Consider the following 14,420-nt stretch of genomic DNA (forward strand, 5'->3'; position numbering starts at 1 on the left):
TAGGTTGCGCGCAGCGAGAACTGCTCGACGGGCGTGAACTTCATGCCGACCTTGGGCGAGAAGTGGCCATAGCCCTGCGAGTAGTGATCGTAGCGGCCCGACACGTTCAGGTCGAACTCGCGCAGGAACGGCATGTCGACTTCGAAGAAGCCTGCGGTCACCGTCTGGCGCCCTTGCGCCGAGGAGGTGTTCAGCCCGTAATAGCTGAGGTCCGCATTCTGGTTGCGGTTCATCAACGTCTCGCGGCGAAGCTGGAAGCCTGCGCCGACATTGAGATCGCCACCTGGCAGTTCCATCAGCGACTTCAGCAGCGAGCCGCCGATGGTCGCGACCGTCGAATAGGACGGGGTGGTGCGGATCGGCGAGACCTGCGCACGCACCGCCGCGCTATTCTGCTCGGGATTCACGAAGTTATAGGCGCCCGTGTTGATCGCGCTCAGCAGTCCCTGGATGTTGATCGCGCCAAACTGAGTCACGCTCAGATAATCGCGGGCATAGACGCCGTTCAGACGGAATTTGAAGCCGCCGCCCAGATCGCCCGAAATACCCGCCGTGGTGCGGAACACGTCGACATAGCGGTGGCTGCCCGCGGGGATGTCACCGAACAGATAGTAGATGCGCGCCGCACCCTGTCCCGGATTGTTCGCAAAGGCCGCGGCATAGGGGTTGTTCGGGTTGAGCCGGCGGTCCGCCGCATTGGCGCAGTTGATGCCGGTCGCGCAGACATAGACCGGCAGGACGATGCCCGGGCTGGTGGATGCCAGCGCGGCCGAGCCGCCGAAGGGCTGGGTCTGCCGAATACCCGCCGGAGTACCCCGGATGTCGACCTCGGAATGCGAGAAGCTGGCGCTGGCGAACGCTTCCCAGCCTTCCGCCAGGCGGACGTTCAGGCGCGCGGTGGTCGAGTAACGCTGCTGACGCGGCTGGATGATCGAATATTCGGCGGGCAGGTTATGCGCGCAGCCGGTGCCCTGCGCCGCGCCCGAGGTCACCGTGAAGGTGCCGAACGGGCAGGCATTGGGGTTGAGCAGCTGATACTGGTTGGTCGGGGGCGCCCCGACCTGACCGGCGAGCGGATTGTTGAGGTCGCTCTGGCTTACGCGGGTGACGACGGCCTGCGGGTTGGCCGCCAGCAGCGAGTCATCGTTGCGGTTACGGTCCGACAGTCCGCTCGGGCGCAGGTCCAGCGTGTTGAACGGATAGCCGCGCGAGTTATTGGTGATGAACCCGTCATAGGTATATTCACCGTTCACATAGAAGTTGAAGCCCTGCTCGCGATAGTCGCCGATGCCGGCGGTCAGCGTCGCGCGGTAGCGTGCGCCGTCCGCCTTTTCGGTCGTGCCGCCCTGGACCGATCCCTCGATGCCCTGGACGTTCTTGCGGCTGATCAGGTTGACCACGCCGCCGATCGCGTCGGCGCCGTAGGTGGAGGAGGCGCCGTCCTTCAGCACTTCGATGCGGTCGATGGTGCTGAACGGGATCGAGTTCAGATCGACATAGGCGTTGTGGCCGTCATCGTTCAGCGGGAAGTTCGCCGAGCGTAGGCCGTCGATCAGTACCACGGTCGACGACACGCCCAGACCGCGCAGCGACACCGCCGCGCCGCCGGCCGAGAAGCCGTTGCGGAAACCGGTCGAGATCGACCCGGCGCTGTCGGCCGAGACCGAGCGGATCGCGTCCTGCGCGGTCGTGATGTTGGCGCGCAGCAGCGTCTGCGAGGTCAGGACGGTGACCGGCGAGATCGAGCTGGCGTTCGAATCGCGGAACAGCGTGCCGGTGACGACGACCGTCCCGGCCTGCCCGGCGTCGGGGGCGACCGGCGCCTTCTTGATCTGGACATTCTGGTCTGCCGGCGTGTCCGGCGTCGCGCTCTGGTCGGTGGCCTCCGTCGCCGGTGCCGTCGTCGCCGTCTCCTGCGCATAGGCCGGGGTGGCCATCGCGATCAGCAAGGCGGCCGTCGAAATCCCGACGCGCAGCGCCGAAGATGCGGAATTCGTCACATTCACGAAATCATTCCCCCCATGAGTGCAGCGGCACGAGCCGACGCTGCGAGGGGGCGCTTATCCCTGACACTCTTACCGGATTGTTAAAATGTTACCGCTATGACGACAGCGACGATTGTAAAAGGTCTGTGGCTTCGAAAGTCACGACTGACATGGCGGCCAGTGGAAACTCGCAGACGGCAAGTACTTCAAAATCCGATCTTTACGCCAAGGCGCGCATTGACGGGGCGGAGCGGCGTCGTCTGATCGCGAGCGCTCAAGATCAGCGGGTTGCCGGAGGCGAAGCGATTGCCGCTATCGTTGAGGGCGTTGTCCACCGACAGGGTCACGGTCGATCGGCCCTGCGTCCACCAGGCCGACGCATCCGCCACGCCGTAGCGGCCTTGGGTAACATCGAACAGATCGCCCGCGCCGAGCACGGAACGGCCGACATAGGAGGCGCCTGCCGCGACGCCCAGCCGGCTTCGCGCCCCGGCCGCCCATTCGTAACGCAGCGCTCCGCTGACGGCGATCGGTGGGGTATCGGGCAGGCGGCGATTGTCGCGCAGCGACGTATCCGCCAGCGCGCCGCGCACCCGGTTGCCGGTATAGAGGAAGGACAGGGTCGCGTCGAACCCGGCGAACGGCACCCAGTCCGCCATGCCCTCGACCGCGCCGATCCGGGCGTCGCCGATATTGGCGGTATAGGGCAGGCCGCGCCGCGTCACCAGATCGGCCTGGATGTCGCGCCACCGCGCCTGCGACAGGGTGGCGGTGAAGGCGACGCCGGTTGGCCCCTGGCGCAAGCGGCGCAGGCCCAGCTCAGCCAGGATGATCGCATCGGGCCGGAAATCGGCGACACGGCCGATCAGGCGCGCCACCGCCAGGCCGCCGGTGCGAAAGCCGGTCTGCACCCGCCCAAACATCGCCAGCTCAGGGGCCAGCTTCCACGAGAAGGCCACGGTCGGATCGACACGCCGGGTCAACTGGCCGGCGATGAAATTCTGCGATCGCGGGCGAAAGGACGGGTCGCCATCGGTCCGCGCCTGGGTGGCGCGCAGGCCCAGCGTCAGCGTGACGTCGGGCCGCACCGCGATGCTCGCCTCCCCGAACAGCGAGGCGCTGCGCGTGCGGTTGGTGACGCCGATGATCTCCATCGGGGTCGCGGCAAAACCAAAGGCGCGGTTCTGGCTGTCGCGATTGTCGAGCAGGCTCAGCCCGACGACCCAGGAGCTGCCATCCGCGCCATGTCGCGACAGCCGCATCTCATGGCTGAGCAACCGCTTGGTCCGCTGGGTCTGATAGATGATCGGCGCCCCTGCCCCCGCCTGCCGGCGCGACGCCTCGAACAGATCATCGGCCGATACGGCCGCCAGTCCGGTGGCGGACACGAGCTCCAGCCCGCTGTCGAACCGGCGCGTGACGCCGATACTGCCCAGCAGGATGTCGTTGTCATAGGGCTGGGCCAGTCCCGATCGCCGGGCCAGATCGCCGACCTGGCGCTCGGCATAGCCCGCATCGGCGGCGCGGATCGACTGGTACAGCCCGCCCAGATCGACGGTCCACCCGGCCCCCGGCACGACCCGCAGCGCCAGCCGTCCCCCTTGCGTATCCACCCGATTCACGTCGCGCGCGCCGCGATAGGCATCATCGATATAGCCGCCGTCCCGCACCCGATAGAGGGTGCCGCGAACCCCTGCGACATCGGCGATCAGCGGCAGGTTGAGCGTCGTGGCCAGATCGGCACCGCCCGCGCCGCCGCGCGTCGCCGTGACGCCCGCCGTCATGCTGCCGCCGGCATGGCGCAGATCGACCGGATTGGGCATCAGGTGGATGACGCCACCGATCGCGCCCGCGCCATAGAGCGTGCCCTGCGGCCCCTCCAGCACCTCCACCCCGGCCATGTCGTACAGACGGATCGCGGGATCGGCGCCGGAAAAGCCCAGCTGGACATCGCCGAAATAGACGCTGGCGGTCGACTGGGTCGCGCCGATGAAGCTGCTGTCGGCGATGCCGCGGATAAACACCTTGTCACGGCCGGGACCGAAGCCGGTCGTCTGGAGAATGGGCGAGACGCGGGCCAGCGTGCCCAGATCCGGGGCCGGCGCGCCGGGCGGCATGGCATGACCGGCCGTCGACAGGCTGCCGGGATAGCGCAGCAGCGACACGCGCTGCTTGCTGGCGGTGACGATGATGTCGGCGCTGGTGGTGACGGGCGGCGGTATGTCGGCGCGCGGAACGGGCGCGCCGCGTCGTTCGGGCTGGGCTCGACGGAGGGGTGCCGTGTCGCGCACCACGCGAAAGCTGCGCGCGTCGATCCGCTCGGCACGATAGCCCGACCCCCGCAGCAATCGGCCGAGCGCCGCCGCCGCCGAGACCGCCCCCGTCACCGCCGGCGTCCGCACCCGCGCCAGGCCGGGATCGAGGCTGACAATATCCACACCCGCCTGCCGACCGAGCATCGTCAAGGCGCGGTCGAGCGTCGTCGCGGGAATGGCAAGGCGCGGCGCGGGCTGCGCGGCGGCGGGCGTGGCGAGGCCGGCGACGATCGCGGCCAGGATCAGCGCGTGCGGCCTAGCGGGACGAACCGCCCGGCGCCTCGATGATCCAGTCCTCGCCATTGCGTCGCCAGTCCGCCCCGATCAGCGCCGCCACATGAGGCACGTCGCGCTCCGCCTTCCCCGTTAGCGCGACCATGCCGGTAAACGGGCGCTGCGCCAATGCCCCCGTCAGGTTCAGGCGCGTCCCATAGAGACGTCGCCACGCCGACGCCAGATCGCCCAGCGTCGCGCCCGTCAGCGCGATCCGGCCCTGTCGCCAGCCGCCGACATCCGCCGGGGCGACGGTGCCCCGCACGGCATGGCCACTGGCCTCGTCGGTCAGCAGCGTCTGTCCGGGGGTCAGGGTGATGCGGTCGCGATCGGGCTGGACCATGACCGAACCCGAGGCGACCTGCACCGCCAGGCGAGGGCCGTCGCGCGCGACGTCGAACACCGTGCCCAGATCGCGCACCGCCACGCCCCCCGCCGTGAGAGTAAAGGGGTGCGCGGCATCGTGCCGGACGGTGAACAGCGCCTGCCCGCGATCGAGCGCGGCGACCCGGTCGTCATGATGGTCGAGCGTCAGGCGGGTGCTACCGCTCATCTCGATCCGGGTGCCATCGCCCAGCGCGACGACGCGCCGCTCGCCCGCCGCCGTCTCGACGCTGTAGGGGTCGGGGCGCTGCGCTAGCATTACCGGGGCCAGCAGCGCCGCCGCGACGGCCGCCGCCACCGATCCACCGATCACGCCGCGCCAGCGCCGGACCGGCGCCGCATCGTCATTCGCGGCCTCCAGCGGGGCCGGAGCCGGGGCCGGCGGGATCGCGCGGTCGACCATCGCCACCCGGTCGAAGGCGGCGGCATGCGCCGGGTCCGCCTCCAGCCAGGCGACGAACGCCATCCAGTCGTCGGCGGTCATCTCCGGCTGGCGCAGATGCCAGTCGATCGCCGTGTCGATGATCGTCGCGTCAGTGGTCACCGCCCGCCCCTTCCTTCATCATCAACCCGTCCCTTCATCATCAAGACGACGCCGATCGCCCCGATCCGCACCATCGTCCCCGGCCGCCTCGACCAAGCGCCGGAAACCCCGGCGCAGCAGCTTTTCGACCCCGCTGACGCTGATCCCCAGCGTCTCGGCGATCCGGCGCTGCGGCTGCTGCTCGAAGCGGGATAGGCGCAGCGCGGTACGCATCCGCTCGGGCATGTCGGCCATCGCGCCCTCGACCCGGGCCAGCTGGTCGCGTGCGATCAGTTGGCGCTCGGTGTCGGGCCATTCCTCCGCCCCCGGCTGGACCGCGTGCCAGGCGCTGTCGCGCGCGGTGCGGCGCTGCATCGCGATCCGCCGATCGGTCGCCAGATTGGCGGCAACCCGGAACAGAAAGGCGGCGGGCTGGTCGATCGGCCGGTCGACCATGGTGTCGATGCGCAGCCACATGTCCTGCAGCACATCTTCCGCCTCGGCATGGCTGCCCAGACGCGCGACGAGCAGCCGGAGCAGCGCCGGCCGCTGTTCGAGGATCAACGCCTGAAGACCGCCGCTCATCGTCAGGGCTGATGCGGCATTCAGGTGGGAAAGGTCAAACCCCGATCCGTCGCGAGCTGTGCCAGCGGCAGACGGCGCAGCGCCTCGGCCTCGACCGGACGCGCCGCCGCGATCGCATCGCCCGCCCGCTCACCCGCGCCCGGATGGCACATCACTAGATGCGCCTCCCCCGGCCGGCGGAGAAAGGCGGGGAACAGTGCGGCATAGTCGCCGCGAAAGTCGTAATGGCCGGCAAAGCCCTGATTGCAGGCCAGCCCCCGCCGCGCCGCCGCCGCGCGGAAGCCGCGCGAGTGCCAGGCGCTGGCCAATGCCTTGCCCCGGAACGGACGTGCCAGCAGGGCCGGCAACGCATCCTCATTGGTGCGCAGCCATGCGCCCGGCGCACGACGCGCGGCGATGTCGAGCACCACCTCGCGGATTTGCGGCAGCGCATGGCTGTGCTGGTGTCCGTCGACGAACGCCGGCGCGCGGCCCATTGCCTGCTCGAACCGGTCGAACTGCGCCTCCACCTCGGCGGCGATCTCGGCGAGCGGCAGGTCGGCTTTGGTCGCCTGTCGCTCGAGCGTCTGGATGGTCGGCAACGTGCCCGATGGCGCCAGTCCCGCCATGGTGGTCACGGGGTGCTCCTCGGTCAGGACGAGGTGAAGCCCGATCGCGACCTGCGGCGACAGCCCCTGCAACAACGCGCTGTCCGCCGCCCAATTGGGCATCAGCGTCATGCAGCTCGTGGCGTTCAGCCGCCCCTCGCCCGCCAGCTCGGCGATGGTCGCGCTCACGGCCGGCGAGAAGGCGAAGTCGTCGGCGCACAAGATCAATCGCGACATCGATGCGACCTCAGGCGAGCGCCGGCTGGGCGGCGGCCAGCACCGGCGGCGCCACGGGTTCGGCCGTCTGATGAACCTGTTCGCGGATGCTGCTGCTCATCAACCGCCGCCGGGCCAGACGCGGGCCGAGGAAGCGATAGAAGAACCAGTCCCCCGCACGCGGCGCGCAGGCGCTATAGGCCAGCCGCTCGAACAGCGTCCACCGGATCGACACGCGGTCGCGCTTGCGGGGCGAAGGCGCGCACCACAGGTCCATCGCATAGCGCATCGTGCCGTACCGCATCATGCGGTGGACGATCTCGTGATCCTCCAGCACATAGCCCCAGATGGCGGGATCGAAGCCGCCAGCGGCGACCAACACCTCGGTACGGAAGCACTCGCCCGCGCCCCCGGTATGGCATTGATGCGGCAGCGCGCGCGCCTGGGTGAGGATCAAGCGCCCCGGCCCCATTCGTGCGGCGGCATCGGAGTCCGCCGCCGCCCAATAGGCCCCGGCGACGACACACCCGTCCTGGCGCAACAGCGTTTCGGCGGCTTCCAGATAGTTGGCGGGATAATAGGTGTCGGCGTCGCAGGTCGCGACATAGGGGGTGTGGACCCAGACCAGCCCGGTCTGCAACGCCTGGACCTTGCCCGGCCGCCGCTCGGTCAGCAACAGATGGTCGAGGCCCAGCCGCTCGCAGGTCGCCCGTGCCGTCGCGGCGCTGGCATCGGTCGAGCCATTGTCGATCAGGATCAGTCGCGCCGTGCGGGTCTGTGCGGCCAGGCTTTCGATCGTGGCGGCCAGATAATCCTCTTCGTTGAAGAAGGGGATCAGGATGGTCCAGTCGTGCGACCCGTGGACGATGGCCGGCTTGGCCATGGCAAGGGCGTCGGAACATTGAGTGACGTCGAGCAGCATCGTTCGCGATCCATGAGCTTCCCGGTCGATCACCTTGGGGCGCGGGACACGGGCGGGCATCGCCCCTCCCTTCCCACGTCAGTCGAATGCCCCCCGGCAACCTCCCTCCAAGGGCATGACGACGCCGATCACGACGATCCGCACCACCCTCGTGAAAAATTGTTGAATCGATTTTCAGGGCGGTCGGCCGTAGAGATCGGGGTGCCGATCGCATCTGCGCAGGCCCTTCTTCATCCCGTTCGAGACATGATGCGAACCCTATCCGCCGTCGCCCGGTCGCCCCTGCCCTCGGCCCTGTTGCTCCTGCTGGTCGCGGTGCTGCTACGCGCGCACGACTTCGGAAACCCGGTCATCCATGTCGACGAGCAATATTATCTGCTGGTCGGCGACCGGATGCTGCACGGGGCCTGGCCCTATCTCGACCTGTGGGATCGCAAGCCGGTCGGGCTGTTCGCGCTGTTCGCGGCGATGCGGATGCTGCCCGGCGACCCCATTCTGGGCTATCAGCTGACCGCGACCCTGTTCGCCACCGGGACCGCCTTCCTGATTGCGCGCGGCGCGGTTCGGCTGGGCGCGACGGCGGGACCTGCGCTGGCGGGGGGCGTCGCCTATCTCATCTGGCTGTCGCTGTTCAGCGGCGGTGGTGGCCAGTCGCCGGTCTTCTACAATCTGTTCACCGTCGGGGCCGCGCTGTTGACGCTGCATCTGCCGCAATGGGCGGCGCGGCGCGACACGCGCGCGATCCTGTTGAGCGGTGCGGCGGCCTGTTTCCTGTCGGGGCTGGCGATCCAGACCAAATATACGCCCGTGGTCGAGGGCGCGTGGTTCGGGCTGGCCCATTGCTGGTATGCGCGGCGGGCGGGTGTCTCGTGGGGGGTGCTGATCCTCGCCGCGCTGACCTGGATCATCCTGGCCCTGCTGCCGACGCTGGCCGTCATGGCGGTTTATTGGCAGCGCGGGCCGGCGGTGTTCGAGGCCTTCTGGTTCGCCAATTTCGCGTCCGTCACCCTGCGCAAGGGCTATCCCGCCGCCAAGATCGCCGGGCGGCTGGCGGGCAGCTGGTCGCAGCTGTCGCCCTTCGTCCTGTGCGCGGTGCTGGCGCTCCGCACCCGGCCGTGGCGGGCGGAACTTGGCCTGGCCTTTGGCTGGCTGGCCGCCGCGTTGATCGCCTATGCGATGATCGGCGCGTTCTTCGACCATTATGCCCTGCCCGTCCTCGCACCCCTGACGATGATCGCCGCGACGATGCTCGGTCGGCGGCGCTGGGCGATCCCGCTGTTGCTGGCGACCGGGCTGACCCTGTTCGCGACCCGCGTCCTGACGGTGCCGAGCGATGCCGCCGGCGCGCGACTGGTCGGCCGGGTCGTCGGCGTGAACAGCGGCGGCGAATGTCCCTATGTCTTTGCCGGCGATTCCGTCACCTATCTGCTGGCGGGCACCTGCATCCCGACCGCGCGCGCCTTCCCCTCGACCCTCGCCTATGAGCCGGAGCGCGGGGCGAGCGGCGTGGACGAGGTGGCCGAGGTCCGCCGCATCCTGGCGACCCGCTCGCCGGTGATCGTGACGCTCGACCAGCCCTTCGCGACATGGAACCGCGCGACGCACGCTCTGGTCGAACAGGCCATCGCCCGCGACTATCGGCTAGTGCTGCGCGTATCGCGGGAAGAGGGGCATAGCCTGGTCTATCTGCGGCGCGACCGGCCATTCATACGATAGGCCCCTGACCGGGAACGCCACCAAGCTGATTGAGATTTAGTTGCAAGAGCGGCATAGTCGCAGGCGAGGGCGTTCAGAATACAGGGTAAAGATGCCGACCGCACATTGCGTCTCCACGATCGACGGCATCATCCTCGCCGCCGACCAGGCCTTTCTCGAACTGGTCGGCCGGCCCGAAGACGAGGTGATCGGCGCCACCTATCAAAGCATCACCCATCCCGACGACATAGGCCGTAGCGCCGACATGCTGGTCTCGCTGGTCAAGCGCGCCGCGCCTATCCGGTTGCAGAAGCGCTATCTCCGCCCCGATGGCATCACGATCGCGGCCAATCTGTACGTCACCCGGTTCGACAATCCCGACCGGCTAGTCAGCACCCTGTTCTGGAACGAGCAGGGTCGCGATCTGCCCCCGGCCCAGCTGTGGGATATGGCGCTGCGCGTCAAGCGGCTGCGCGAGGTACGCAAGGCCGAGCTGGGTGTCGAACTCGCGACCGATCCGGTGGGGTCCGTGCTGAACTGCGTCTATCTCGCCGAGGCCGAGGGCCGCATCGTCGGGCTGGCGGACATCTCCACCGAATGCGACATCCCGCCAAGCCTGACCGCACGCTGGGTCGATGTCCTGAGCAAGCGCGGCATCTTAGAAACCTGCTCGACGCCCGAGCGCAACGTGCAGTTCACCCATGCGGGCATCGTGAAGGTCGAGCGTATCCTGGCGTCGGCCTTCAACGTGCCGGTCTCTGACTGAGGCCGCCCCCACCAGACCTGTACATCCGGCAACGCCAAGAGCTGCGCGCGGATCGTCGATACCGCACCGCACCCTGCAATCGATGACAGTGATCGGGTTATCCCGTTTTGCAGGCCGCCCCCGCATTTCTAATCGGCCCCGGCACGATAACCGAAAGCCAAAGGGGCCTTATGCCGATTGCACCCATTTCCCTGTTCGCCATGGCGGCCGCGCTCGCCGGCGCGCCGCAGCAGGTCGACGGACCCAAGCCCAACAAGCCCGCCACTGCCGCCAAGACCGTGACGCAGGACCCGCCCGCACCGGTCGTCGCCCGCCCCGGCGGCATGACCAACCGCGACTGGTGGCCCAGCCGGCTCGACCTGACGGCGCTGCGTCAGCATGAGGCGACGCGCGCCAACCCCTACGGCGCCGACTATGACTATGTGAAGGAATTCAACAGCCTGGACCTGGACGCGGTCAAGGCCGACATCCGCAAGGTTCTTCACACGTCGCAGCCCTGGTGGCCGTCCGACTATGGCAATTACGGCCCCTTCTTCATCCGCATGGCCTGGCACAGCGCCGGCACGTACCGCGCCGGTGACGGGCGTGGCGGCTCGGACGGTGGCGAGCAGCGCTTCGATCCGCTCAACAGCTGGCCCGACAATGTCAGCCTGGACAAGGCCCGCCGCCTGGTCTGGCCGATCAAGCAGAAATATGGCCGCAAGCTTAGCTGGGGCGACCTGATGGTGCTCAGCGGCAATGTCGCGCTGGAGGATATGGGCTTCAAGACGGTCGGCTTCGCGGGTGGGCGCGTCGATGCATGGCAACCGGACGTCGTCTTCTGGGGGCCCGAGACCAAGATGATGGGCAGCGAGCGCACCAATGCGGACGGCTCGCTGAAGCGCCCGCTGGCGGCGACCACCATGGGCCTCATCTACGTCAACCCGGAAGGGCCGAACGGCAATCACGATCCGATCGGCGCCGCCGCCGACATCCGCCGCGCTTTCGGCAACATGGCGATGAACGATGAGGAGACGCTGGCGCTGATCGCGGGTGGCCACACCTTCGGCAAGGCGCATGGCGCGCATGCCCAGAAGCCGTGCCTGGGCGTCGAGCCGACCGCCGGCGCGATCGAGCAGCAGGGCCTGGGCTGGGCCAACAAATGTGGCAAGGGCCATTCCGAGGATACGATCACCTCCGGCCTGGAAGGCGCTTGGTCGGCCGCCCCCACCCAGTTCACCACCCAATATATCGACAATCTGCTGAACTATGACTGGGTGAAGACCAAGAGCCCGGCCGGCGCGACCCAGTGGATTCCGACCGATCCGGCGGCGGCGCAGTTGGTGCCCGACGCGCATCTGCCGAACGTCCGCCATGCGCCGATCATGTTCACCACCGACATCGCGCTGAAGGACGATCCCGCCTTTCGCAAGATCCTGGAAAGCTGGCAGAAGAACCCGGAGCTGTTCAGCAAGGCCTTCGCCCGCGCCTGGTTCAAGCTGACCCACCGCGATCTCGGCCCCCGCGCCCGCTATCTGGGCAAGGACGTGCCGAGCGAGACCTATGTCTGGCAGGACCCCCTGCCCGCCGCCAGCTTCGCCCCCATCGGTGCGGAGGATCAGGCGAAGCTGAAGGCGATGGTGCTGGCCTCGGGCCTGTCGGGCCCGGCGCTGATCCGTACCGCCTGGGCCTCGGCCTCGACCTTCCGCAGCACCGACATGCGCGGCGGGGCGAACGGCGCGCGGCTGCGGCTCGACCCGCAACAGGGTTGGGCGGTCAACGATCCCGCCGAGCTGAAGACGGTGCTGGCCAAGCTGACCGCGATCCAAAAGGATTTCGCGCGCGGCGGACGGCAGGTATCGCTGGCCGACCTGATCGTGCTGGGCGGCAATGCGGCGGTCGAGCAGGCCGCACGGGCCGGCGGCATGACGGTCAGTGTTCCCTTCACCCCCGGACGCGTCGACGCCACCCAGGCGCAGACCGACGTCGCCTCCTTCGCCCATCTGGAACCGGTCGCCGATGGCTTCCGCAACTATTACGGCCCCAAGGCGGAGGTGAGCGCGCCCGAGGCGCTGGTCGACAAGGCAGACTCGCTCGACCTGACGGTGCCGGAAATGACGGTGCTGGTCGGCGGCATGCGGGCGATGGGTGCCAATAGCGGCGGGTCGAAAAACGGCGTGCTGACGACCCGTCCGGGGACGCTGAGCAACGATGTCTTCGTCAACCTGCTCAGCATGGACACGGTCTGGACCAAGTCGGCGACGCCGGGCCTGTATGAGGGCAAGGACCGGGCGACGGGGGCGGCCCGCTGGACCGCGACGCCGGTCGACCTGATCTTCGGATCGAACTCCGAACTGCGCGCCGTGGCGGAGGCCTATGCCGCCGACGACGCCAAGGAGACGTTCGTCACCGACTTCGTCGCGGCGTGGACCAAGGTCATGAACGCGGACCGCTTCTAATCACGAAAGGGTCCGGCAGGCTTTCGCTTGCCGGACCCCTTCTCTCCTTCGCGGGACCGCCTTAGTCCTCGATACGGCGGCGGAAGGTCTCCGGCAGGAACACGATGCCGATGGCCAGCGTGATCGCCGCCAGCACGACTGGATACCAGAGGCCGTAATAGATGTCGCCGGTCGCCGCGACCATGGCGAAGGCGGTGGTGGGCAGGAACCCGCCGAACCAGCCATTGCCGATATGATAGGGCAGCGACATCGAGGTGTAGCGGATACGGCTGGGGAAGAGTTCGACCAGCAGCGCCGCGATCGGGCCATAGACCATGGTCACCAGGATCACCATGAACCACAGGATCAGGACGACCTTGGCCTTATTCATCCCCTCCGCCTTGGTCGGATAGCCCGCCGCCGTGATCGCGGTCTTCAGCTGGTCCTGATAGGCGGTGATGGCGGCGGCACGATCGGCCCCGGTCACCTTCGACGGATCGGGCGCGGTGAAGCTCTGCCCGCCGATCCGCACCGAGGCGATGGTGCCCGCCGGTGCCTCGACATTGTCATAGTTGATGCCGTTCTTTGCCAGGAAGGACTTGGCGATGTCGCACGACCGCGCATCGAACTTGTTCTTGCCCACGGGGTCGAACTGGAACGAGCAGTCGCCGTCATGGCTGACCACCGTGACCGGCGATGCCGCCTGCGCGCGGGCCAGCGTGGGATTGGCGGCATTGGTCAGCGCACCGAACAGCGGGAAATAGGTCAGGCACGCCAGCGCACAGCCCGCCATGATGATCGGCTTGCGCCCGATCCGGTCCGACAGCCAGCCGAAGAAGACGAAGAAGGGCGTACCGAACAGCAGCGCGACCGCCATCAGGACGTTGGTCGTCGCGCCATCGACCTTCAGCATCTTCTCGAGGAAGAACAGCGCGTAGAATTGCCCGGTATACCAGACGACACCCTGCCCCATTGCCGCGCCGAACAGCGCGATCAGGACGATCTTCAGGTTCGACCAGCGACCGAACGCTTCGGTCAGCGGCGCCTTGGAGACGGTGCCCTCGTCCTTCATCTTCTGGAAGACCGGGCTTTCCGACAGTTGCAGGCGAATCCACATCGACACGCCGAGCAGGATGATCGACACGAGGAAGGGCAGGCGCCAGCCCAGATCGCCGAAGAACTCCTCGCCCAGCGCGGTGCGGAAGCCGATGACGACCAGCAGCGCGGCGAACAGGCCCATCGTCGCGGTCGTCTGGATGAAGCTGGTATAAAGGCCACGGCGGCCGGCGGGCGCATGTTCGGCGACATAGGTCGCCGCCCCGCCATATTCGCCGCCCAGCGCGAGGCCCTGGAGGATGCGAAGAAGGACGAGGATGATCGGTGCGGCCACCCCGATCGTGCCATAGGAGGGCAGCAGGCCGACCGCGAAGGTCGACAGGCCCATGATGCCCATGGTGACCAGAAAGGTGTTCTTGCGCCCGACCATGTCGCCGATCCGGCCGAACACGATCGCCCCGAACGGCCGCACCGCGAAGCCCGCCGCGAACGCGCCGAGCGCCAGGATGAAGCCCGTCGTCTCGTTCACGCCCGAGAAGAAGTGCCGCGAGATATAGGTCGCCAGCAGGCCGTAGAGATAGAAGTCGTACCACTCGAACACGGTGCCCAGCGACGAGGCGCCGATCACCAGCTTGTCATTCTGCTTTACGGCGGAGCCATGCGCCCCGCCGCTGTCATAGGTCGTCGCCATGCGAT

10 protein-coding genes (1 of these 10 only partly in view) are annotated in these 14,420 nt (G+C 68.0%); 3 read left to right on the top strand and 7 right to left on the bottom strand.

Annotation, left to right across the window (positions count from 1 at the left end; all coding sequences use genetic code 11):
* From ACQHGV_RS09160 to ACQHGV_RS09185, 6 genes are all read right to left on the bottom strand, one after another.
* On the bottom strand, nt 1-1,937 hold the 5' portion of the coding sequence (locus tag ACQHGV_RS09160; RefSeq protein ID WP_440980181.1) for a TonB-dependent receptor domain-containing protein. It extends 1,042 nt beyond the left edge of the window; the window shows 1,937 of its 2,979 coding nt (coding positions 1-1,937); the start codon lies at nt 1,935-1,937; the stop codon falls past the left edge of the window.
* Between the two features lie 254 nt (nt 1,938-2,191).
* A complete protein-coding gene (locus ACQHGV_RS09165; protein ID WP_440977955.1) occupies nt 2,192-4,603 on the bottom strand; it encodes a TonB-dependent receptor domain-containing protein in 2,412 nt (803 codons plus the stop codon).
* Nucleotides 4,557-5,501 carry a FecR family protein gene (locus tag ACQHGV_RS09170; RefSeq protein ID WP_440977956.1) on the bottom strand — a complete coding sequence of 315 codons (945 nt, stop codon included), beginning with the start codon at nt 5,499-5,501 and terminating at the stop codon, nt 4,557-4,559. The genes ACQHGV_RS09165 and ACQHGV_RS09170 overlap by 47 nt, the downstream gene beginning before the upstream one ends.
* A gap of 21 nt (nt 5,502-5,522) precedes the next feature.
* Nucleotides 5,523-6,065 (bottom strand): RNA polymerase sigma factor, encoded by a 543-nt coding sequence (locus ACQHGV_RS09175; RefSeq protein WP_183953103.1) that lies wholly within the window; start codon nt 6,063-6,065, stop codon nt 5,523-5,525.
* A 20-nt stretch (nt 6,066-6,085) separates the two neighbouring features.
* Nucleotides 6,086-6,889: a ChbG/HpnK family deacetylase gene (locus ACQHGV_RS09180; protein ID WP_440977957.1), complete on the bottom strand. Its 804-nt coding sequence runs from the start codon at nt 6,887-6,889 to the stop codon at nt 6,086-6,088.
* A 10-nt stretch (nt 6,890-6,899) separates the two neighbouring features.
* Entirely contained in the window at nt 6,900-7,850 is a 951-nt protein-coding gene (locus tag ACQHGV_RS09185; RefSeq protein ID WP_440977958.1) for a glycosyltransferase family 2 protein, read from the bottom strand.
* A 186-nt stretch (nt 7,851-8,036) separates the two neighbouring features.
* Here ACQHGV_RS09185 and ACQHGV_RS09190 point away from each other — a divergent pair, with 186 nt between their 5' ends.
* The 3 genes from ACQHGV_RS09190 to katG all read left to right on the top strand — a co-directional run bounded on the left by ACQHGV_RS09190 (nt 8,037) and on the right by katG (nt 12,689).
* Nucleotides 8,037-9,506, top strand: coding sequence for a hypothetical protein (locus ACQHGV_RS09190; RefSeq protein ID WP_440977959.1), 1,470 nt, complete (start codon nt 8,037-8,039; stop codon nt 9,504-9,506).
* Nucleotides 9,507-9,597: 91 nt separating this feature from the next.
* Nucleotides 9,598-10,251 (top strand): PAS domain-containing protein, encoded by a 654-nt coding sequence (locus tag ACQHGV_RS09195; protein ID WP_440977960.1) that lies wholly within the window; start codon nt 9,598-9,600, stop codon nt 10,249-10,251.
* A gap of 170 nt (nt 10,252-10,421) precedes the next feature.
* A complete protein-coding gene (gene katG / locus ACQHGV_RS09200; protein ID WP_440977961.1) occupies nt 10,422-12,689 on the top strand; it encodes a catalase/peroxidase HPI in 2,268 nt (755 codons plus the stop codon).
* Between the two features lie 61 nt (nt 12,690-12,750).
* On the opposite strand, the gene ACQHGV_RS09205 is transcribed toward katG, so the two are convergent.
* Nucleotides 12,751-14,415: an MFS transporter gene (locus ACQHGV_RS09205; RefSeq protein ID WP_440977962.1), complete on the bottom strand. Its 1,665-nt coding sequence runs from the start codon at nt 14,413-14,415 to the stop codon at nt 12,751-12,753.
* Between the last annotated feature and the right edge of the window lie 5 nt (nt 14,416-14,420).

The sequence above is a fragment of the Sphingomonas pseudosanguinis genome (assembly GCF_052056765.1).
GTDB lineage: Bacteria > Pseudomonadota > Alphaproteobacteria > Sphingomonadales > Sphingomonadaceae > Sphingomonas > Sphingomonas pseudosanguinis.